The 20,371-nt window shown below is 67.9% G+C and carries 20 protein-coding genes and 1 pseudogene; 7 read left to right on the top strand and 14 right to left on the bottom strand.

Features of this window, described 5'->3' with window-relative positions; all coding sequences use genetic code 11:
- Positions 1-28: 28 nt before the first annotated feature.
- From ACQP2D_RS25895 to ACQP2D_RS25845, 11 genes and pseudogenes are all read right to left on the bottom strand, one after another.
- On the bottom strand, positions 29-952 hold the full coding sequence (locus ACQP2D_RS25895; protein ID WP_433678506.1) for a 3-methyladenine DNA glycosylase: 924 nt from the start codon (positions 950-952) through the stop codon (positions 29-31).
- Positions 949-2,013, bottom strand: coding sequence for a hemolysin family protein (locus ACQP2D_RS25890; protein WP_433678505.1), 1,065 nt, complete (start codon positions 2,011-2,013; stop codon positions 949-951). The genes ACQP2D_RS25895 and ACQP2D_RS25890 overlap by 4 nt, the downstream gene beginning before the upstream one ends.
- On the bottom strand, positions 2,006-3,466 hold the full coding sequence (locus tag ACQP2D_RS25885; protein WP_433678504.1) for a hemolysin family protein: 1,461 nt from the start codon (positions 3,464-3,466) through the stop codon (positions 2,006-2,008). Before ACQP2D_RS25885 ends, ACQP2D_RS25890 begins: the two co-directional genes overlap by 8 nt.
- 683 nt (positions 3,467-4,149) lie before the next feature.
- Positions 4,150-5,586, bottom strand: coding sequence for a GuaB1 family IMP dehydrogenase-related protein (locus ACQP2D_RS25880; RefSeq protein ID WP_433678503.1), 1,437 nt, complete (start codon positions 5,584-5,586; stop codon positions 4,150-4,152).
- Between the two features lie 166 nt (positions 5,587-5,752).
- Complete coding sequence (locus tag ACQP2D_RS25875) at positions 5,753-6,598, bottom strand: DMT family transporter (protein ID WP_433678502.1); 846 nt, start codon at positions 6,596-6,598, stop codon at positions 5,753-5,755.
- 589 nt (positions 6,599-7,187) lie between these two features.
- Positions 7,188-8,522: pseudogene (locus ACQP2D_RS25870) on the bottom strand (DEAD/DEAH box helicase); the annotation flags it as partial.
- Between the two features lie 125 nt (positions 8,523-8,647).
- Complete coding sequence (locus ACQP2D_RS25865; RefSeq protein ID WP_433678501.1) at positions 8,648-9,586, bottom strand: M56 family metallopeptidase; 939 nt, start codon at positions 9,584-9,586, stop codon at positions 8,648-8,650.
- Positions 9,587-9,650: 64 nt separating this feature from the next.
- The gene (locus ACQP2D_RS25860) at positions 9,651-10,043 is read right to left on the bottom strand and encodes a BlaI/MecI/CopY family transcriptional regulator (protein WP_433678500.1); all 393 of its coding nucleotides are present in this window, start codon (positions 10,041-10,043) and stop codon (positions 9,651-9,653) included.
- A gap of 55 nt (positions 10,044-10,098) precedes the next feature.
- Complete coding sequence (locus tag ACQP2D_RS25855) at positions 10,099-10,983, bottom strand: ABC transporter ATP-binding protein (protein ID WP_433678499.1); 885 nt, start codon at positions 10,981-10,983, stop codon at positions 10,099-10,101.
- Complete coding sequence (locus tag ACQP2D_RS25850; protein ID WP_433685765.1) at positions 10,980-12,011, bottom strand: FecCD family ABC transporter permease; 1,032 nt, start codon at positions 12,009-12,011, stop codon at positions 10,980-10,982. The genes ACQP2D_RS25855 and ACQP2D_RS25850 overlap by 4 nt, the downstream gene beginning before the upstream one ends.
- Before the next feature lie 107 nt (positions 12,012-12,118).
- Positions 12,119-13,192 carry a FecCD family ABC transporter permease gene (locus ACQP2D_RS25845; protein WP_433678498.1) on the bottom strand — a complete coding sequence of 358 codons (1,074 nt, stop codon included), beginning with the start codon at positions 13,190-13,192 and terminating at the stop codon, positions 12,119-12,121.
- Positions 13,193-13,300: 108 nt separating this feature from the next.
- On the opposite strand from ACQP2D_RS25845, the gene ACQP2D_RS25840 reads away from it, so the two are divergent.
- The gene (locus tag ACQP2D_RS25840) at positions 13,301-14,014 is read left to right on the top strand and encodes a hypothetical protein (RefSeq protein ID WP_433678497.1); all 714 of its coding nucleotides are present in this window, start codon (positions 13,301-13,303) and stop codon (positions 14,012-14,014) included.
- A gap of 6 nt (positions 14,015-14,020) precedes the next feature.
- Here the strand turns inward: ACQP2D_RS25840 and ACQP2D_RS25835 are convergent, their stop codons facing one another.
- Positions 14,021-14,524, bottom strand: coding sequence for a nitroreductase family protein (locus ACQP2D_RS25835; protein WP_433678496.1), 504 nt, complete (start codon positions 14,522-14,524; stop codon positions 14,021-14,023).
- Positions 14,525-14,758: 234 nt separating this feature from the next.
- Between ACQP2D_RS25835 and ACQP2D_RS25830 the strand changes: the two genes are divergently transcribed.
- From ACQP2D_RS25830 to ACQP2D_RS25810, 5 genes are all read left to right on the top strand, one after another.
- Positions 14,759-15,214: a PaaI family thioesterase gene (locus tag ACQP2D_RS25830; protein ID WP_433678495.1), complete on the top strand. Its 456-nt coding sequence runs from the start codon at positions 14,759-14,761 to the stop codon at positions 15,212-15,214.
- A gap of 67 nt (positions 15,215-15,281) precedes the next feature.
- Positions 15,282-15,584 (top strand): urease subunit gamma, encoded by a 303-nt coding sequence (locus ACQP2D_RS25825; protein WP_433678494.1) that lies wholly within the window; start codon positions 15,282-15,284, stop codon positions 15,582-15,584.
- A gap of 9 nt (positions 15,585-15,593) precedes the next feature.
- Positions 15,594-15,920, top strand: coding sequence for an urease subunit beta (locus ACQP2D_RS25820; protein WP_433678493.1), 327 nt, complete (start codon positions 15,594-15,596; stop codon positions 15,918-15,920).
- Between the two features lie 95 nt (positions 15,921-16,015).
- On the top strand, positions 16,016-17,737 hold the full coding sequence (locus ACQP2D_RS25815) for an urease subunit alpha (protein ID WP_433678492.1): 1,722 nt from the start codon (positions 16,016-16,018) through the stop codon (positions 17,735-17,737).
- A gap of 298 nt (positions 17,738-18,035) precedes the next feature.
- Positions 18,036-18,716 carry an O-methyltransferase gene (locus ACQP2D_RS25810; protein WP_433678491.1) on the top strand — a complete coding sequence of 227 codons (681 nt, stop codon included), beginning with the start codon at positions 18,036-18,038 and terminating at the stop codon, positions 18,714-18,716.
- On the opposite strand, the gene ACQP2D_RS25805 is transcribed toward ACQP2D_RS25810, so the two are convergent.
- Positions 18,694-19,194, bottom strand: coding sequence for a hypothetical protein (locus ACQP2D_RS25805; protein WP_433685764.1), 501 nt, complete (start codon positions 19,192-19,194; stop codon positions 18,694-18,696). The genes ACQP2D_RS25810 and ACQP2D_RS25805 overlap by 23 nt on opposite strands.
- Between ACQP2D_RS25805 and ACQP2D_RS25800 the strand changes: the two genes are divergently transcribed.
- Positions 19,135-19,368, top strand: a complete 234-nt coding sequence (locus ACQP2D_RS25800) for a hypothetical protein (protein ID WP_433685975.1) — start codon at positions 19,135-19,137, stop codon at positions 19,366-19,368. The two genes, ACQP2D_RS25805 and ACQP2D_RS25800, sit on opposite strands and share 60 nt — an antisense overlap.
- Here ACQP2D_RS25800 and ACQP2D_RS25795 read toward each other — a convergent pair.
- Positions 19,359-20,339 (bottom strand): zinc-binding dehydrogenase, encoded by a 981-nt coding sequence (locus tag ACQP2D_RS25795; RefSeq protein WP_433678490.1) that lies wholly within the window; start codon positions 20,337-20,339, stop codon positions 19,359-19,361. The two genes, ACQP2D_RS25800 and ACQP2D_RS25795, sit on opposite strands and share 10 nt — an antisense overlap.
- Positions 20,340-20,371 lie beyond the last annotated feature (32 nt).

The raw sequence follows: 20,371 nt of genomic DNA, 5'->3' as shown, positions 1-20,371 counted from the left end.
TCGGAGCGGAGCAGTCTCGATGGGCTGGCTATGGCGCTTCGGGCGCGAGTGTGAGGAGGTCTTGGCACGTGGTGAGGAGTCGAGCACGCAGTAGGCGGGCTCGCTGGGCGATATCCGACTGGTGGCGGACGTATTCGGCACGCCCGGCTGGGGTTTCGATGCGGACCGGCTCATAGCCGTATGCGGTGAGGTCGTACGGACTCGCGCGCATATCGAGTTCGCGTGCGGCGCAGGCGAACTCGAAGTAGTCCAAGAGCACGTCGGAGGAGATGAGCGGGATCAGTTTGAAACCCCATTTGTAGAGGTCCATGTTGGCGTGCAGGCAGCCGGGCTGTTCGCGGGCGACCTGGTCGGCACGGGTGAGGGGCTCCGCATTGCGGCCGACGGCATCCGGGGTGAAGAAGCGGAAGGCGTCGAAGTGGGTGCAGCGCAATGACATTGATTCGACAACCGCATCGGTGCCGGTACCGCCGAGGCGCAGCGGGACCTGTTGGTGACGGACCTCGTCGGTCTTGTACACCATGGCCCATTCGTGCAGTCCGAAGCAGGACAGCTGGGCCGGGCGGGATGCCGTGGCGCGCAACAGATCCGCGATGAACGCGATGGTGTCGCGGCGTCGCGCCAGGTAGGCCGGGTCCGCGGTATACGCGGACGCGTCGAGCGGCCACTCGCCCACGGGCCCTGCCGCGACTCCGCGTGCCTCGGTTAGCTCGATGCGGTGATATCCGCGGCCCCCGTCATAATCTCGCGCCCCGGCCAATGCGATGCCGAATCCCGGATGCCATCGCCGCAACTGCGCGGGCTTGTGCCCGTAGTAGGTGAACAGGAAATCGATCACCGGATGCGATGAACCCGACGCGCGCCGTTCGAGATACGGCCCGACGAGTTCGTCCAGCCGAGCCCGGTGCGCGGCCGCACTCGCCCGCCACTCGGACTCGGCCAGCACGATCATTCGATCACCCGGTGCGTCCCGTCACGCACGGTGCCGACGAACTCTTCCACCAGATCCTCCAGCGCCACAATGCCGACCGTATTGCCGCGACCGTCGACGACCCGGCCCAGATGCGAGTTGGTACGGCGCATCCGAGCCAGCGCCTCGTACAGTGTGGTGCTGGAGCCGACGGTCGGCAACGGGCGGATGTCGGTGCGCGGGATGGGCGTATTCGGCCCGGCGCTCTCGTCGGCGACCTTGTCGAGCACATCCTTGACATGCAGATACCCGACGAGCGACCCGTCGCTCGCGCGCACCGGGTACCGGGAGAAACCGGTCTCCGCGACAGCGGTTTCGATATCGCCGAGCTCGGTGCCGTTGCCGCGCAGCGGCACCGAGCGGGTCGTCGCCAGCGGCACCATCACATCGCCCACGACGCGATCGGAGGTACCGAGCGCCTGGGTGAGGCGTCGGTGCTCCTCCTCGTCCAGCAGTCCCTCCGAACGGGATTCACCGATCATCTCGGCGAGCTCCACACTGGAAACCGTGGCCTCCAGTTCGTCCTTGGGTTCGACCCGCAGCATGCGCAGCGACAGGTTCGCGGCCAGGTTGTAGAGCGCGATCACCGGACGCGCCAACCGCAACCACTGCAGATGCACCGGAACCAGTAGCAGCGCACTGCGTTCCGGTCCGGCCAGCGCGATGTTCTTCGGAATCATCTCGCCGAACAGGATGTGCAGGATCACCACGATCGTCAGGGCGACGGCGAATGCGATCGGATGCAATAGCTGTTCGGGCAGGCCGACCAGATCGAACGGCCCCTCCAGCAGGTGCGCGACCGCGGGTTCGCCGATCCGGCCGAGCAGGATCGAGCAGATGGTGATGCCGAGTTGCGCGGCGGCCAGCATCATGGACAGGTTCTCACCCGCCCGGATCACCGTGTCGGCCTGGCGCTTTCCCTGTGCGGCCAGCGCCTCGAGACGGTCGCGGCGGGCCGAGATCAGCGCGAATTCGGCGGCGACGAAGAAGGCGTTGCACGCCAGCAGCACCACCGTGAGCAGGACACCGAGGAGATCACCCATGGCTGTTCTCCTTGGCATTGCGCAAGGCGGCATTGTGCACGGTGGCGTCGTGGACGGTGGCATCGTGCGTAGCAGCGTGGATGGCGGCATTGTGTGCGGTGAGTGCTGCGGCGGCGACCGGGACCAGCCGGATCCGGTCGATGCGCCGCCCGTCCATCCGCTCGACCTTGGCGATCCAGCCGCCTTCCTCGTCGTCCGGATGGCGGTGCGAGGAACGCGGATTCGGCAGGATCACCTCATCGCCGGTGACCGGGATGCGCCCCAGCCGGGTGAGCACCAGACCGCCGAGCGTTTCGTATTCGCCCTCCGGCGCGTCGTATCCGGTGGCGCGGGAGACCTCGTCGATGCGTAGCAGCCCCGAACAGTCCCAGCCGTCGGCGACCCGGCGGACATCGCGTTCTTCCTCGTCGTGCTCGTCGCGGACATCGCCGAGGATCTCCTCGATGAGGTCCTCCATGGTGACCATGCCCGCGGTGCCGCCGTATTCGTCGACCACCAGCGCGACCTGCATACCGTGTGCGCGCACCCGTTCGAGTACCTCGTCACCGTCGAGGCTGGCGGGCACGATCGGCACCGGGCGCGCGAGCTGATACAGCGGGATGGTTTTGCGGATATTCGCCGGATGGGTGAAGGCCTGCTTGACGTGCACCACGCCGAGGGTGTTGTCCAGATCGCCGTCGATGACCGGGAAGCGGGAGTAGCCGGTGCGGCTGGCGGCGGTGAGGAGGTCGGAGATGGTGTCGGACTTGTCCAGGGATTCGATCTTGACCCGGGGTGTCATCAGTTCTTCGGCGCTGCGCTCGCCGAATTGCAGCGAGCGGTCCACCAGCTGCGCAGTGCGATGGTCGAGGGCACCGCGCAACGCGGACGTGCGCACCAGCGAGCCGAGCTCCTGCGGGGACCGCGCCGAGCGCAATTCCTCGGCCGGTTCCACGCCGAGGCGGCGGACCACCCAGTTCGCCGTGCCGTTGAGGAAGCGGATCATCCACTTGAACACCACCGAGAAGGCGATCATCGGGCCCGCGGTCACCCGTGCGGTGCCGAGCGGCTTGGAGATCGCGATGTTCTTCGGGACGAGTTCGCCATAGATCATCGACAGCGAGGTGGCCAGCACGAGTGCCAAGGTGAGCGAGATGCCCTGCGCCGCACCCGCGCCCAAGCCGAGCCCGGTGAACAGCGGCGTTAGCAGCCGGGCCAATACCGGTTCGGCGATATAGCCGGTGATCAGGGTGGTGATGGTGATACCGAGCTGGGCGCCGGAAAGTTGGAACGACAGGGTGGTGTGGGCCTGCCGGACCATGCGCGAGCGGGCGTCGCCGACGGTGCGCACATGCGATTCGACGGTGCTGCGTTCCAGCGCGGTGAGAGAGAATTCGGCGGCGACGAACAGTGCCGTGCCAAGGGTGAGGGCGATGAACCCGACCAGGCTGAGCACGGTGAGCACGACGGACATCGTCAGCACCACCTGCGAGACACACGACGATGAGCTGAATCGGATCGGGCTGCTGTGAGAAGGAGAGCGCCGGGTTTGTCACCCGGCTCGGTAGAGGAGCCCTCCTGTGCGGCGCCCTCGGACGCGGGTGACAACTTGTTCCTCTCGGCAAATGGGGTTTGTCATGCCGGAGACCGGCAACCCCCATGCTACCGGCCCACGCGCGTGCCCGCGTGGGCCGGTTGCTCTGTCTAATTGCAGCGCCTGCGGCGCTGCGTGTTCGCGGCCCCCTGGTGTCTCGCGTCCGAGCCGTCGAGACTCGCGACTTCGTCGCATGCGCTTCGACGACTCGGACGCGAGACGGGCCGCGAACGGTCGCTCGTAAGACTCGCTCCGTGGTGGTCGCCTCGACGAGCGGAAGTTCGGTGCCCGAGGTGCAACGTCCGGTGGCCGAGGTTCGTGCCTGCATCGCATGCGCTTCGACGGCTCGGACGCGAGACGGGCCGCGAACTCCTCGCTCGTAAGACTCGCTCCGTGGTGGTCGCCTCGAGCGGGTAGTTCGGTGCCCGAGGTGCAACGTCCGGTGGCCGAGGTTCGTGCCTGCGTCGCATGCGCTTCGACGACTCGGATGCGAGACGGGCCGCGAACGGTCGCTCGGTAGTGGTTGCGTTGGGCGTGTCTCTCTCGCTACCTACAGTTGAGGTTTACCAGCCGCTGGGAAGGGGGCGACCCTCGGCGAATCCGGCTGCTGACTGCACGCCGACCACCGCCTTGTCGTGGAACTCGGGCAGGGTGCGCGCACCGGCGTAGGTGCAGGCGCTGCGGACGCCGGAGCAGATGTGGTCGAGCAGGTCCTCGACGCCGGGGCGTTCCGGATCCAGGCGCATCCGCGAGCTGGAGATGCCCTCCTCGAACAGCGCCTTGCGGGCGCGGTCGAAACCGCTGTCGGTCGCGGTGCGGGCGGCGACGGCACGCTTGGAGGCCATGCCGAAGCTCTCCTTGTACGCGTTGCCGTCACGATCGACGCGCAGGTCGCCGGGGGATTCGTAGGTGCCGGCGAACCAGGAGCCGATCATCACGTTGGACGCACCAGCGGCCAGGGCCAGCGCGACATCGCGCGGGTGCCGGACGCCACCGTCGGCCCAGATGTGCACGCCGAGTTCCTTTGCGGCGGTGGCGCATTCGGCCACCGCGGAGAACTGCGGACGGCCGACACCGGTCATCATCCTGGTGGTGCACATGGCACCGGGGCCGACACCGACCTTGATGATGTCCGCGCCCGCCGCGGCCAGATCCCGGGTGCCCTGCGCGGAGACCACATTGCCCGCGACCAGCGGCACGCCGAGGCCGAGATCGCGGATGGTGCTGAGGGTTTCGAGCATCTTGGTCTGGTGGCCGTGCGCGGTGTCGATGACGAGCAGGTCCGCACCCGAGTCGACCAGAGCCTTGGCCTTGGCGGCCACATCGCGATTGATGCCGACCGCGGCGGCCACCCGCAGCTTATTGTCGGCATCGACATTGGGCTGGTAGATGCCCGTGCGAATCGCGCCGGTGCGGGTCATCACGCCCGCGAGGCCGCCGTCCTCGGCGATGAGCACGGCGAGTTGCGCGTGCTCGGCCTCGAGCAGGTCGAAGATATCGCGCGGCGAGGTGCTGGCCGGTGCCTTGACGAAATCGGTGATCGCGACATCGCGCAGCCGGGCGAAGCGGTCGACATCGGTGCAGGAGGCCTCGGTGACCACGCCGATCGGCTTACCGCCGTCGACGACAACGACCGCGCCGTGGGCGCGCTTGTGCATCAGGGCGACGGCCTCGGATACCGAACGCTCGGGATCCAGGGTGACCGGGGTGTCGGCGGTGAGCGAACGGCTCTTCACGAAGGCGATGGTGTCGGCGGCCGCGGCGATCGGGAGATCCTGTGGCAGCACGACGATGCCGCCGCGGCGCGCGACCGTTTCGGCCATCCGGCGACCGGCGACCGCGGTCATATTCGCGACAACAATGGGAATGGTGGTGCCGGACCCGTCTGCGGTCGATAGATCCACGTCGAACCGTGACGCGACATCCGTCCGATTCGGGACGAGGAAGAGGTCGTCGTAGGTCAGGTCGTACGGCGGCTGATGACCGGGGAGAAACTGCACTTAACCGATTCTAACCGGTGCGCCGTTTCGCGTGCAATCGCCCAGCATTCGGTCCACGCCATGCGCGAGTCGGTGGTCGCGTCGCCGGGATCAAGATCAGATGGGACTGCTGGCTGGGCTTTTCGGTGGAAGTCGCCATGGCGTCGACCCGATCCCGGTTTCGAGGTCAGACCTCGGCTTCGACGCGGGAGAGTTGGATTGTGGTCGCGCACATGGTGATTACCGCGATGGCGATGGCAAGTAGGCCCAAATTGTCGGTGCGGAGGCGTTCGTCGAGGACGGTGATGCCGATGAAGGCGGCGGCCAGGGGCTCGGCGATGGTGACGGCCGGGAGGGAGGCGACGAGGGGGCCCGCTTGGTAGGCGCGTTGCTGGAGATAGAGGCCGATCACGCCGGATGCGATCAGCGCCCAGGTCTGCCAACTGCCGAGCACATGGCCGAGGCCATCGTCGAACAATCCCGTGACGTAGGAGGTGAGTGCGGCGGCGAGGCCGAAAAGGGCACCGCCGACGGCGCCGAAAAGTAGGGCGCGACGGGTCGGGTCGGCGGACTTGACACCAACGACGAGCGCGACCGCGAGGGTGGCCAGTAGCGCGGTCAGCGGCGGAATCCAATCCCGCAGGGGCGCAGTGGTATTGCCCTGGGTCGGGTCGCCGACGATCAAGAAAACGGCCAGCGCCACCGCGAGGGCGATGGCGGTCGCCCAGGTGCTCGGGGCGATCCGGCGTTTGTTGAGTCGGGCGGAGAGGGGGAGGGCGAAGATCAGCATGCTGACCAGGATCGGTTGCACGAGCAGGACCGCGCCCAAGGCCAGCGCCGCGACCTGCATCGCGAAACCGCCCGCGTCCCCGACGACTCCGGCCCACCAGCGCGGACTGCGCATCAGCGAACCCATCAGTGACCGGTCTTCCGGGATCGCTGCGGCGGCATGCTGCTGCGCCACCGCGGCCAGCGCGAACAGCAGCGCCGCGATCAAGGCACAGGCAACCGCGCCCACCTCGTGATTCGACACCCGATCAGTTTGCCCCGAGATTGCGGTTCCCCGGCACCCCCTGCGGCCGTCCGGCGCGTCGACGTGTACGCCCGGGCGTGTCGCCGCTGGTCGCGGCGGTGCGGTCCGCTCCGGCTGCGCCGACACCGCGACCGGAAGTCGCCCCGGGGTCATGGTTGGCCGAGACCCCGCCCGCGGCTGAGCCCGATCCGGCGCTACGTGCGGTGCCCGTCTTCGCCGACCCGGCGGCACGACCCGGCGCCGCGGATGCCGAGGTCGCGGCCCGGCCTGGAGCCGTCTTCGCCGTTCCGGCGCCGCGGCCCGGCGCAGTTGTGGCCGTGCCCGTAGTCCGACCCGAGGTCGCAGGGGCAGACGACCCACCCGCGCCCCGGCCCGAAGAGCCGACACCGCGCCGACTCGACGTCGCGGTGGAACTCGGCGAATGGCCCGAGGCCTTCTTCACACCATCGCGCCCGGTGCTGCCCGTTCCCGCACCACGACCGGCATTGCCGGAACCTGCATTGCGACCACCGCCGCCGGAACCTGCATGTCGACCGGCAGCACCCGATCCCGCGCTGAGACCGGCACCGGCGGTTGCGCCGCGACCGGCGCGACCCGCTCTCGCACCGCGACCGGCGCTACCCGCCCCCGCAGCGCGCCCAGCACCGCCCGACCTGCGGTTCGACCCACCACGTCGACCAGTGCCCACCTTCAACTCGCCTTCGTCACCCACCGTCACCGCCGAGTTCGCCGCGACGATCGCTACGCCCGAGGGCTGCTTCGCGCCGGTGATCTGGATCAGCCGCCGATCACCCGGACGAACCTGCACGCCATCCACGTCGACGCCCGCCTTGCGGGTCATCTTCTCGACCTCGGTGCGTTCCTCCTCGGTGACCAGCGTGACGACTACGCCGTCCTCACCGGCGCGCGCGGTGCGGCCAGCGCGATGCAGGTACGCCTTCGATTCGGCGGGCGGATCGACATGGACGACAAGGGAAATACCGTCGACATGGATGCCGCGCGCGGCCACATCGGTGGTCACCAGTACTGGGGTCGTGCCGTCCGCGAATGCGGCGAGGGTTCGCACGCGATTGTTCTGCGCCTTACCGCCGTGCAGTGCGCCCGCCGCGATTCCGGCCGCGCGCAGCTGCTTCGCGAGCCGATCCGCACCGTGCTTGGTGCGCACGAACATAATGGTCAGCCCGTCGCGCGCGGCGATCTGCGCGGTGATCTCGCGCTTATCGGCCTTGCGCAGGAACAGCAGGTGGTGCGACATGGTGGCGACCGAGGCCGACGGCGGTGCGGTCGAATGGGTGACGGGGGCGCGCAGGTAGCGCTTGACCAGCTTGTCGACCTCACCGTCGAGGGTGGCCGAGAACAGCAGTCGCTGACCGTCTTTCGGTGTCCGGTCGAGCAGCTTGGTGACCTGGGGCAGGAAGCCCATGTCGGCCATGTGGTCGGCCTCGTCGAGTGCGGTGATCCGCACCTCGGACAGATCGGCCGAGCGCTGGTTGATCAGATCTTCAAGACGGCCCGGCGTGGCGATGAGCAGATCGACACCGCGCGCGAGCCGATCGGCCTGACGCTTGATCGGTGCGCCGCCGACCACCGAGGCGACCCGCAATCCCAGCGATAACGCGGCATTGTCCAGCGCCTTCTCGATCTGGGCCGCCAGTTCCCTGGTCGGTACCAGCACCAGACCGCGCGGCTTACCCGGCTTGGCTTGGGCGCCGGTGAGCAGCGCGAGCATCGGCAGCCCGAAGGCCAAAGTCTTGCCGGAGCCGGTAGGTCCGCGCCCGAGCACATCCTTGCCCGCCAGCGCATCGGTCGCGGTCGCGGCCTGGATCGGGAACGGGGTCTCGATGCCGTCGCGGCGCAACGCCTGGACGAGCACGGCGGGTAGGCCCAGATCCGCGAAGGTCGTGGCAGGGGTCGAGGAGGTCAAAGGGGGTGTGTGCCTTTCATGTCTCGGCGCGGGCGGATCCGGGCACGCGGGGTGCCGCCGAGATGGTTGGGCCCGGTCATCGCCGGATGCGGTAGGACCGGGTGTATCAGGTGGAACCGGATGAATCAGTTACGGAGCAGTCGATCCAGTTCGACCAGCCAGGGTACCGCGACGGCCATTGTCGGGACCACCAGGATGGCCGCCGAACCCAGATAGGCCGCCGCAGCGACTCGAATATCGCCGATCCGCCCACCGAGTCGCTGGATGCGGATCAAGGTGGTCGGACCGCCAGCGGCGAGCGCGCCCTGCGGTGCGGTGGACTTCGCGCACGCGACCAGGGCGCGCGCCAGCGGTTTCGGGCCGGTGACCTTCACGGCGGAGTCGTCGGCGAGCAGTTCGATCAGCAGTTTCACCGAGCCGAGCGCGGCCTTGCTGCGCACCACCCTGGGGAATGCCTCGTGCACCGCGGTGAAGGCCTCGAGCACCAGGTCGTGGCGGGCTCGCAGATGGGAGCGCTCATGGCTGACGATGGCCGTGACCTCGGCGTCCTGCAGGCTGGTCAGGGTGCCCTCGCTCAACACGACCCGCTGGCGCAGACCGGGCAGGCAGTAGGCGATCGGCTCGGTCGAGCCGAGCACCCGGATATCGGCGGCGCGGCGCTGCGGTCCGCTCAGGTCGAGCAGATCGACGAGCATGCGATGGCGCGCCCGGCGTCTGCGGGTGTGCACGCCTACGCGCACGATCGCGTACATCAGTCGCGCGCCGACCAGCAGCGTCAATGCGAAGACGAATACGTACGCCAGCCACAGCGGCAGTCCGAGCGCATCGATCTCGCGCGCCGGGGAGGTGGTCGGGCGACCGTCCGGTCCGGGCACGAGTAGTTGGGCGGCAATGGCCAGCCCCGAGCCGAATGCGCTGAGCACGGCGGCGAGCGCGATGGCCTGCCACAACACGAGCGCGGCGCGCGGTGTCCGGTACGGCCAGGTCGCGCGGCTCAACAGCGCTGGGGCGGGCCCCGCGAGAAGCAAAGCGAGACCGGCAAAGACCGGCGCGGTTGCGTTCATCGACTCAGCTCACTGCGTTGTGGGGCCAGGGCACTCACCTCATTGTGAGGCCAGGATCCCAAGACTACTGCCTCGGCGGCGCAGTATCTTCGGATGCTTCGAGCTTAGCGAGTGCTTCGCGCAACGCGTCCGTGTCGTCCCTACCGACCTGTTCAACGAAGTGCACGAGCGCCGCCGCGCGGCTGCCCGCCACATCGGCCTGTTGCAGTGCGTCGACCATCAAGCTGGCCACCAGTTCGTCGCGGGTGTGCACCGGGGCGTAGCGGTGGGCGCGGTCGTCGCGTCGCTGCACCACCAGGTTCTTCTTCGCCAGCCGTTGCAGCACCGTCATCACCGTGGTGTACGCGAGCTCACGGCGGGCGGCCAAAGCCTCGTGTACCTGCCGTACGGTCTGTGGTTCGTCCGTGGACCACAGCTGGTCCATGACCGCTTTCTCGAGTTCACCAAGTCCTGCCATTCCACAAGTTTACGGACTCAACGACACAATTGCGTACTACAGGTCGTCGTAACTGTCAGATAGCTGGTGTGGTATTTGTCATAGGCTGTGTGGCGGCCCAGCGCTGGGACCAGTCCCGCACCGCGCTCGATTCGTAGGCCGCCCGGACATGTCGCGTTCCGATGGGCACGATCATCGGTCGGCCGGATACCGGATCCTCCAAGACGGACGCGTCGAGATCGAAGACCTCGCGCAGCAGCGCGACATCGATGATGTCGGCGGGTGCGCCCTGGGCGACGATGCGTCCGTCGCGCATGACGATGAGCCGGTCGCTATAGCGGATGGCCAGGTTGAGATCGTGCAGCACCATCACCACGGTGCGGCCGTGCTCGTCGTGCAGGCGGTCGATGAGGTCCAGGACCTCGATCGAATGTGCGAGGTCGAGGTAAGTGGTCGGCTCGTCGAGCAGCAGGATATCGGTGCCTTGGGCCAGTGCCATCGAGATCCAGGCGCGCTGGCGCTGCCCGCCGGACAATTCGTCGAGAGCGCGATCGGCCAGCTCCGCAATGCCCGTCGCGGCGAGCGCGGCCATGACCTCGTCCTCGTCGGTGGCCGACCACTGCCGGATCCAGGACTGGTGCGGATGACGTCCGCGCGCAACGAGATCCGCGACCGTCAGCCCCTCGGGCGCGACCGGCGACTGCGGCAGCATGCCGAGGATACAGGCGACATCCTTGGTCTTCATCGACGAGATCGCCTTGCCGTCCAAGAGGATTCGGCCCTGTCGCGGACGCAGCAGGCGACCCAGCGCGCGCAACATGGTCGACTTGCCGCAGCCGTTGGGGCCGATGACGGTGGTGACCACGCCGGGGGCGATATCGATGCTGAGTCCGTCGACGATGACGCGGTCGCCGTAGCCGAGGGTGACTTCCTGTGCGGAGAGCCGGGTGTCGGTGGTCATGACAGGGTCGCCTTCCGATTCATACGCACGAGCAGGTAGAGCAGGAACGGTCCGCCGAAGCCGGCGGTCACGACACCGACCGGCAGGTCGACCGGAAATAGCGTGCGCGCGGCCACATCCGCGCCGACCACCAGGATGGCACCGATGAATGCCGCGCCGATGAGCGGTTCGCCGGGAGTTCGCAGCAGTCGGCGCGCGATCTGCGGTGCGGCGAGCGCCACAAACCCCACCGGACCGACCGCGGCGGTGGCGACCGATGCGGCCACCACGGCCGCGCCGATCAGCAGCGCCTGCTGGGTTTGGATCCGCACCCCGAGGACCCGGGTGGTATCGGTGCCGAGACGTAGTGCGGCAAGGGTTCTCGTGGAACACAGGGCCACCAGCGTGACCACGGCCAGTGCGAGCGCGGCTGGAATCAGCTTGGTCCGGTCCGCACCATTGAGTGAGCCGTTGAGCCAGAGTTGCGCACGGGCCGCGTCCTGCAGGCTGGCGCGGGTGAGCAGAAAGCTGATGCCGGACAACAGGAATGCGTTCACCCCGATGCCGATCAACACCAGTCGCATCGGAGTGACGCCGCGGCCGCCGGTGACGCCACGGCCCCACGCGAGTAGGTAGATGGCGGCCGCGGTCAGCAGCCCGCCGGCCAGCGCGGCCAGCGGAGCACCGACGCGCGCGGCGAATGCCGCTGTGGTGCCGCCGGTTCCGACGACGACGGCGACAGCGCCGAGACTGGAGCCGGTGGTGATGCCGAGGATATCCGGCGCGGCCAGCGGATTGTGCAGGATGGACTGGGTGATCGCACCCGCGATGCCCAGTGCCGCACCGACGACCAGCGCGGTGAGCGCGCGCGGCAAGCGGGATTCCAGCACGATGAAGCGCTGGGATCGGGTGCCGCCGCCGGTGAGCACATCCAGGACGCGGCCGAGCGGAATGTGGGTGTCGCCGAAGGCGATGTCGAGGCAGAAGAGTGCGAGCAGCGTGGCGGCGAGCGCGAGAACGATGAGCGCCATGGTGGGGCGCAGCACCATGGAGACCGGGCCGAGGCGCAGTGCGGGGCGGATGCGATTCAGCGGTGCTTCGGCAGACGCCGGGATCTGTGTGTGATCCTGGGAGATCTCGTCGATTATTCGCTCGCTCACAGGCTCACCAATTTCTTGCGACGGACGAGCAGGACGAAGAACGGCGCACCGAGGGCCGCGATCATCACACCGACCTGTAACTCACCGGGCCGCGCCACAATTCGCCCGGCCACATCGGCGACGAGTAGTAGCAACGCGCCGAGTAGTCCGGAATACGGGATCAGCCAGCGGTAGTCGGGACCAGTGAAAACCCGTGCGATATGCGGCACGACCAACCCGATGAATGCGATCGGGCCGACCGCCGCCGTCGCCGCACCGCTCAGCAAGACGATCGCGGCCAGTCCGAGCGCCCGACTGCGCTCGACATTCACCCCGAGCCCGCGCGCGACCTCGTCACCGAGGCTGAGCAGATTCAGCCCGGGCGAGGCGACAACGGCGAGTACCACACCGATCGCCAAGAACGGCGATACCTGCCAGAACACCTCGGCATCGCGTCCGTTCACGGTGCCGACCACCCAGAATCGGTAGGTATCCAGCGCCGCGTTGTCCAGCAGCACAATGGCATTCGTCATGGCCTGCAGGAATGCGGTTACCGCCGCACCGGCCAGCACCAAGCTGAGCTGGCTCGCCTTGCCACCGCCGATCGCCGACACCCCGAACACCACCAGCCCCGCGAGCAGCGCTCCGGCGAAGGCGAACCAGATGTACTGTTCGGGTGCGGTCAGCGCGAATAGGTAAATGCTCAGCGCCGCAAGGAATGCCGCGCCCGCGTTCAAGCCGAGCAATCCCGCGTCGGCGAGCGGATTGCGGGTATAACCCTGGATCAGCGCACCGGCGATACCGAGTGCGAGCCCGGTGACCAGCGCAAGTGCGGTGCGCGGCAGGCGAAGTCCGCGCACGATCTCCTCCGCTGTGGATCCGGCCGGGCAGGTGAACGGTCCGCCCGGGCAGGTCAAGGCGTTGTGCACGGCGTCGTAGACGGTGCCGGGTGACAGCGATCGGGTGCCGATCGCGATGCTGACCACGGTGGCGAGCAGCAGGAGCGCGCTCAGCAAGACGAGCCCGAGCCGACGATGGCGCGCTGGATTCGTTCGTCGCGCCCCCGGCGCGATGGTGCCTGATGCCGTCACGGCGACGAACTTCTCCTGACTCGATATATGGTGTCCGGTTGCTAGGTCTGGTAAGCCTAACCTATCTTTCCAAGCCGACCCATTACGGAGCCGACCCGAGGAGGTTCGATGCCCGAGCCAGTGGCAACCCGCATGCCTGGCCAGCCCCCTGTGGCGTTCGGGAGAGCGTGTGCCCGGCTGCGCTCGCTGCAACCCGAACATCCGCGGGTCTACGCGGTGGCGGCCATGTCCGAGCAGGGCAGACGGCGCTGGTGGCGGCTCGCCGACGGATTGCGCGAGGGCCGGATCGAGCTGATGTACCGACGCCACGCCGCGGAGATGATCAGCGCCGATACCGCCGCCGAAGTGGTTGCGACCGCGCTGATCCACGCGGTGATCGGGCGGGTGGTCGCCCTGCTGGTGGCCGAGGGGCGCGTGTGGGATCCGGGTATCGAGAACCTGTGGATCCACGCCGACAATGATGGCGGCGTCGACTGGGCCGGCTTGGACGACACCACGATTCGCGTACTCGACGCCGATCGACTGGCGGGGGAGCCGGGTGTGCTGACGTTGCCGTGCGAGCAGGCGATGTACGTGTGGCTGGCGCATCGGTGCGAGCCGTCGCTGCGATTGATCCAGCGGACTCTGGCGGGCTGCGCCGGGCTCGGTGGGCGCCGGTTCTGGTCGCTCGTCGGCGAATCCATTGTCGGCGCGGCGACCTATGTCCCGGATCTGGCGCGGACGGATTCCATGGTCGGTGCGCGGCGTGGTGAGGGATTGCTGCTTGCGCTGGAAGAGCGTGGTCTGCCGGTGCGACGGGTGGTCGGGTGCCCGGTTCGGTAGACGCCCCTACGCCCAGGTGAGCAGGGTCGACCCGGGCAGTCGTCCGGTAGGGATGGCCGAAGGACCCCGGTGTCGGTGCGGATCTCGGCGGCCGATGGCGATCGCGTGGTGCGGGAGCCAGCCGGGTTGGAGATCGAGCAGGGCGCTCACCCGGATGACGTTGTCATCGGGGTGAAATGTGGTGACGCAGGTGCCCAGGCCGTAGTCGTGGGCCGCCAGGCACAGTGACTGGCAGATGCGGCCCATATCGAACTCGGTATCGGCGAAACCGTTGTCCGCGGAGAGCAATACGAGGATCACTGGCGCCTCCGCGAGATGGCCCGCATAGTGGCCGAACTTGCTCAACTCGGCACGCAGCGCGTCGGTGGTCACCGCGAGGAACCGCCATGGTTGACGGTTGCGCGCCGAACCGGTCCACCGGGCCGTGTCGATGATGTCCTCGATGGTCGAGCGCGGAATGGGTTCTGGCAGAAAGTGTCTGGTAGACCGCGGGATCTTGATCGAACGCATCGCCGCAAGCCTGGTGCGGCGCGGCAAGGAGTTGCCTAGTTAGGTAAGCCTGACCTATACTGTTGTCGGCGTTGGGATCGGCCGAGCGTTCCGGAGGGCTGCCGTGAACCCCCGATCCATTGCCGCGGCGGGCTCCACGGGTGTGTGGAGCCCGCCGCTCTGTACCGGGCGGACGAAAGCGGCCGTCGGGGAGCATCGTGCGAGGCCCGAGACGCGCTGTGCCAAGGTGAATGCATGACACAGCAGGAAGTTGCCCAGATCCAGTCGCTGGCCGAGGTCACGCCCGAGTTGCTGACCGAGCTCAGCAAGAACACCTTCACCGATCTGATCGGCCTCGAATTCACCGAGGTCACGCCGGACCGGGTGCGTGGTGAGCTGACCGCTGGGCCGCAGCTGCAGCAGTTGGCCGGCATCGTCAACGGCGGCGTGTACTGCACCGTCATCGAATCGCTGGCCAGCATCGGCGGCGGGGTCTGGTACACCGCACAGGGCAATAAAGGCACCGTGGTCGGCGTGAACAACAACACCGACTTCCTGCGCTCGGTGCGCGAGGGCAAGGTTTTCGGTGAGGCGACGCCGCTGCACCGCGGCCGGTTGCAGCAGCTGTGGCAGGTCGTGCTCACCGACGGCGAAGGACGTACGGTGGCCCGCGGCCAGGTGCGGCTGCAGAATCTGCCCGCCAGGGATTGACCGGCACCCTCGACACGGGCGTGCCAGAATTACCGTCACCCTGATCCACGACCGCCGAGGAGCCCGCATGCGACTGTCGCCGCACGAGCAGGAACGGCTGCTGCTGAGTTATGCGGCCGAACTGGCCCGGCGCAGGCGGGCACGCGGACTCCAGCTGAACCATCCCGAGGCGGTCGCGCTGATCACCGACCACGTGCTCGAGGGCGCCCGAGACGGGCGCACCGTCGCGGAGCTGATGTCTTCGGGGCGAACGGTTCTCACGCGCGCCGATGTGATGGAGGGCGTGCCGGAGATGATCCACGATGTGCAGGTCGAGGCCACCTTCCCGGATGGCACCAAGCTGGTCACCGTCCATCATCCGATCGGTTAGGGGCCGGTGATGGCTGATTCTCCGCTCGTCCCGGGTGCATACTTCTGTGCGGACGGCACTATCGAACTGAACGCGGGCGCGGATCGGATCGAACTCGATGTCGTGAACACCGGTGATCGACCGGTCCAGGTCGGCAGCCACGCGCATTTCCCGCAGGCCAATGCCGCGTTGCGCTTCGACCGGGCGGTCGCGCACGGGCGGCGGCTCGATATTCCCGCCGGAACCGCGGTGCGCTTCGAGCCCGGTCTCGGACAACGAGTTTCGCTGGTCCCGTTCGGTGGCGCCCGCGAGGTCCACGGCATCAGCCTGACGCCTCCTGGCCGCCTCGATGACTAGCGGCAGACCGCCTGCACGAATTCGTATGCCGCGCGGGCTTTCACGGACAATTCGGTGTGGGGCGCATTTTTCCGTGCGCCGGGAGGTAGGACGCGATGAGTGAGCTGAGCCGCGCGCGGTATGCCGAGCTCTTCGGACCGACTACCGGCGACCGAATTCGCCTGGCGGATACCGATCTGCTCATCGAGATAACCGAAGACCGCAGCGGCGGACCGGGTCTCGCGGGCGATGAGGCCGTCTTCGGCGGCGGCAAGGTGCTGCGCGAATCCATGGGCCAAGCCCGCGCGACCCGTGCCGAGGGCACCCCGGACACCGTGATCACCGGCGTGGTCATCATCGACCATTGGGGAATTATCAAGGCCGATGTCGGCATCCGCGACGGCCGCATCTGCGCGCTCGGCAAGGCAGGCAATCCGGACACCATGAACGGGGTGCATCCGGATCTGGTGGTCGGCCCGAATACCGAGATCATCGCGGGCAATGGCCGCATCCTGACCGCGGGCGCGATCGACTGTCACGTGCACTTCATCTGTCCGCAGCTGATGGACGAGGCGCTCGGCGGCGGCATCACCACACTGATCGGCGGCGGCACCGGTCCCGCCGAGGGCAGTAAGGCGACCACGGTGACGCCCGGAGCCTGGCATCTGGCACGGATGTTGGCGGCCACCGACGGCTGGCCGATGAATATCGTGCTGCTCGGCAAGGGCAATACGGTCAGTGCCGAGTCCATGTGGGAGCAATTGCGCGGCGGCGCGGCGGGTTTCAAGCTGCACGAGGACTGGGGCTCCACGCCGGCCGCGATCGATGCCTGCCTCACCGTCGCCGACGCCGCGGGTGTGCAGGTGGCGCTGCACTCGGACACGCTGAACGAGGCCGGATTCGTCGAGGACACCCTCGCCGCCATCGCGGGCCGCGGCATCCACGCGTATCACACCGAGGGGGCGGGTGGCGGGCACGCGCCCGACATCATCACTGTCGCAGCACATCGCAATGTGCTGCCCAGCTCGACCAACCCGACGCGTCCGCACACCGTCAATACCTTGGACGAGCACCTGGACATGCTCATGGTGTGCCACCACCTCAGCGCGTCCATCCCGGAGGACCTCGCCTTCGCGGAGAGCCGGATCCGGCCCTCGACGATCGCCGCCGAGGATCTGCTGCACGATCTCGGCGCGATCTCGATGATCGGCAGCGACTCACAGGCCATGGGCCGCATCGGCGAGGTCGTCATGCGCACCTGGCAGACCGCGCACGTCATGAAGCGCCGCCGGGGCGCACTGCCCGGTGACGGCGCCGCCGACAATGCCAGGGTGCGGCGCTACATCGCGAAGTACACGATCTGCCCGGCCATCGCGCACGGTCTCGACGACGAAATCGGTTCGGTGGAAGTGGGCAAACTCGCCGATCTGGTCCTCTGGGACCCGGCGTTCTTCGGTGTCCGGCCGCACGCCGTCCTCAAGGGCGGTGCGATCGCCTGGGCCGCCATGGGCGACGCCAACGCCTCCATCCCGACCCCGCAGCCGGTGTTGCCGCGCCCAATGTTCGGTGCCGCACCATTGGTCGCCGCGGATACGTCCGTGCATTTCGTTTCCGAACAGGCCATCGAGGACGGTCTCGCCGAACGCCTCGGTCTGCGCCGAAAACTGGCTCCCGTCAAGAACGTTCGTCGCGTCACCAAAACGGATATGACCAACAACGACGCCATGCCGCGCATCGAGGTCGACCCGGACACCTTCACCGTCCGCATCGACGGCGAGGTGTGGACAGAACAGCCCGCAGCCGAGTTGCCCATGGCCCAGCGGTACTTCCTGTTCTGAGGACGTTGCGTTACGGACGCACCCAAACCACACAGCCGGGAACGTGCACACCCCACCGCGACGACATCGTCGTCCCCGACGACCCGACCGAAGAGGACCTGTACGACCAACGCAAGTCCTGGCTGCCTCGCCACGGCCGGGCCGGTATCGCAGACCTTGTGACTGCCGCGCATAGGCTGTGCAGCCTGTGCGAGGTCGCCGATAGATGTGCGCGAACCCCTCAGGACCGCCCGGATTGCGTGCGGTTGCTGGTGGCTGATTGCGGCGGGATCGGTGGGTGCGGTGGCAGACTGCGGGTATGACGACCTTTGAATGGGCCGATGTGGATAGCTACCTCGTGGACACTCTGGTGGGGGAGGGGGATTCGACTGCGGCGGCGTTGGCTGCGAACTCGGCGGCGGGGCTGCCGGCGATCGATGTATCGCCCGCGCAGGGGAAGTTCTTGCATCTGATCGCGCGGTCGGTCCAGGCGCGTCGGGTGCTCGAGATCGGGACGCTCGGCGGGTACAGCACGATCTGGCTGGCCCGCGCGGTGGGCAAGGAGGGGCAGGTGGTCACCCTGGAGTTCGAGCCGCGGCATGCGGCGGTGGCGCGGGAGAATCTGGATCGGGCCGGAGTCGGCGAACGGGTCGATATCCGGGTCGGCGCGGCCCTGGACAGCCTGCCGGTGCTGGCCGATGAGGATCCGGACCCGTTCGACCTGGTGTTCATCGATGCCGACAAGGTCAACAATTCGAACTATGTGCTCTGGGCGCTGCGCCTGACACGCCCCGGATCGGTGATCATCGTCGACAATGTGGTGCGCAATGGCGCCGTCGCCGACGAGCATTCCGACGATCCGATGGTGCAGGCGAGCCGCGATCTGATCGATCTGCTGGCCGCCGAGCCGAGCCTCGATGCGACCGTGCTGCAGACGGTGGGCAGCAAGGGCTGGGACGGTTTCGCGTATGCGGTGGTCAACGGCGAGTCGGTCGACTAACAGCTTGCTGGATGCCAGGCAGCGCGCCGCTCCAGGTCGAGGACCAAGGCGGCGATATTCCAGGCGTCGTCCGCGCCGCGATGGTGCCGTCCCTCCAGTGGGAGTCCTGCGATGCGCAGCGCGCCCGCCATGCCTTCGCGCCTGCGCAGGCCATACGCCTCCGCGAAGACCAGTTTGGCGTTGGTGTGCACCTGGCTGAACGGGTATTCGACGCCGGTCGCCCGGCATTGGCCGAGGAACTGTTCGCGGTCGTAGTCGCCCCAGCTCGCCCAGGGGCGAACGCCCGCTTCATGTTCGGTGGCGAGTAGGCGGCAGGCTTCGGCGTAGGTGAGCCGGAATCGACCTCGGCCTGGGTGAGTCCGGTGAGTTCCGCGCAGAACGGGCTCACGGACGAGCGCTCGGGACGAACGAGGATGCGGTGCTTGGCGATTCGCTCGCGCGCCGAAAGATCGACCACGGTCAGCCCGATCTCGATGATCTCGCTGACCGCGCCGGGCGGCGTGTCGCCTGCCCAACAGGTCGCTTCGACATCGACGACGTTGAGCAGCGTGGTGGTGCTATTCATTTGGGCGAGGGTACGGAGGTCCGTCAGCGGGGCTCAATCGAATTTCCCATAGCGGAGAACGATCCGGGCTATCGCTCCTACATCTGAAGTACCACCTTGCCGACGGTGCCGCGCGTCTCCAGCGCGCGGTGTGCGCCGACCGCGTCGGACAGCTCGAAACGTTGGACGACGGGTCGCAGTCGACCGGCTGCGGCCTCGGCCATGGCCGTGTGCTCGAGCGGGCGCAGATCGCCGCCGACCCGCTGGAGCAGGCGCGGCCCGACGACCAGTTCGGAAGTGATGCCGCGCGCCGCCAACTCCTCATCCGGCAGCGATAGCGGCGCACCATTGGCAGCGCCGTAGACGAGGTGCTGTCCGCCCTTGCCGAGCAGATCGATGGCGGCACGGCTGATTTCGCCGCCGACACCGTCGAACAGCACGGTCGCGCGCCGGCCGCCGAGTCGCGCGTGCACCTGAGCGGGCCAGTCGGGGAGTAGATAGTCGATCGCGATATCCGCGCCATTGCGTTGCACCAGTTCGACTTTCGCGGGCCCACCGGCCAGGCCGACCACGGTGGCGCCGACGTTCTTCGCATGCTGAACCAGCAGGGTCCCGATGCCACCTGCCGCCGCGGTTACCACGACCACACTGTCGGGACCGAGTTCGGTGAACAACAGAATCCCCATGGTCGTTCGCCCGGTGCCGATGATCGCGACCGCCTCGGCCGCATCGAGATCGGCCGGAATCTCGTGCAGCCGAGTGGTTTCCGTTACGGCCAACTCGGCGTAGCCACCGGGGACCGCCCCGAGATGTGCGACCACTCGCTTGCCGAGCCGGGACGCATCGACATCCGGCCCGATCCGGTCGACGATTCCGGCGACCTCGCGGCCCGGAATGGTCGGCAGCTGTGGCAGCGGGTACGGGCCGGGCTCGCCCCTGCGCAACGCGGTATCGATGACGTGCACGCCCGCCGCCGCGACCCGGATGAGCACCTGCCCCGGCCCGGGCACCGGATCGGGCACCGTTTCGTAGCGCAGATTCTCGGCGGGTCCGAAGGCATGGAGGCGGATGGCGTGCACGGTGACTCCTGTTCGTCGGCGATCGAGTCAAC

It is taken from the genome of Nocardia sp. CA-119907 (assembly GCF_050955995.1).
Taxonomy (GTDB): Bacteria; Actinomycetota; Actinomycetes; order Mycobacteriales; family Mycobacteriaceae; genus Nocardia.
The sequence above is the reverse complement of the archived record's forward strand: the minus strand, read 5'-3'. Positions and strand labels throughout refer to the sequence as shown.

Bases quoted from the DNA above. Each gene is read 5' to 3' on its own strand.
- ACQP2D_RS25895 (WP_433678506.1), bottom strand. From the start codon at position 952: ATGATCGTGCTGGCCGAGTCCGAGTGGCGGGCGAGTGCGGCCGCGCAC.
- ACQP2D_RS25890 (WP_433678505.1), bottom strand. From the start codon at position 2,013: ATGGGTGATCTCCTCGGTGTCCTGCTCACGGTGGTGCTGCTGGCGTGC.
- ACQP2D_RS25885 (WP_433678504.1), bottom strand. From the start codon at position 3,466: ATGTCCGTCGTGCTCACCGTGCTCAGCCTGGTCGGGTTCATCGCCCTC.
- ACQP2D_RS25865 (WP_433678501.1), bottom strand. From the start codon at position 9,586: ATGAACGCAACCGCGCCGGTCTTTGCCGGTCTCGCTTTGCTTCTCGCG.
- ACQP2D_RS25860 (WP_433678500.1), bottom strand. From the start codon at position 10,043: ATGGCAGGACTTGGTGAACTCGAGAAAGCGGTCATGGACCAGCTGTGG.
- ACQP2D_RS25855 (WP_433678499.1), bottom strand. From the start codon at position 10,983: ATGACCACCGACACCCGGCTCTCCGCACAGGAAGTCACCCTCGGCTAC.
- ACQP2D_RS25850 (WP_433685765.1), bottom strand. From the start codon at position 12,011: ATGGTGCTGCGCCCCACCATGGCGCTCATCGTTCTCGCGCTCGCCGCC.
- ACQP2D_RS25840 (WP_433678497.1), top strand. From the start codon at position 13,301: ATGCCCGAGCCAGTGGCAACCCGCATGCCTGGCCAGCCCCCTGTGGCG.
- ACQP2D_RS25835 (WP_433678496.1), bottom strand. From the start codon at position 14,524: ATGCGTTCGATCAAGATCCCGCGGTCTACCAGACACTTTCTGCCAGAA.
- ACQP2D_RS25830 (WP_433678495.1), top strand. From the start codon at position 14,759: ATGACACAGCAGGAAGTTGCCCAGATCCAGTCGCTGGCCGAGGTCACG.
- ACQP2D_RS25825 (WP_433678494.1), top strand. From the start codon at position 15,282: ATGCGACTGTCGCCGCACGAGCAGGAACGGCTGCTGCTGAGTTATGCG.
- ACQP2D_RS25820 (WP_433678493.1), top strand. From the start codon at position 15,594: ATGGCTGATTCTCCGCTCGTCCCGGGTGCATACTTCTGTGCGGACGGC.
- ACQP2D_RS25815 (WP_433678492.1), top strand. From the start codon at position 16,016: ATGAGTGAGCTGAGCCGCGCGCGGTATGCCGAGCTCTTCGGACCGACT.
- ACQP2D_RS25810 (WP_433678491.1), top strand. From the start codon at position 18,036: ATGACGACCTTTGAATGGGCCGATGTGGATAGCTACCTCGTGGACACT.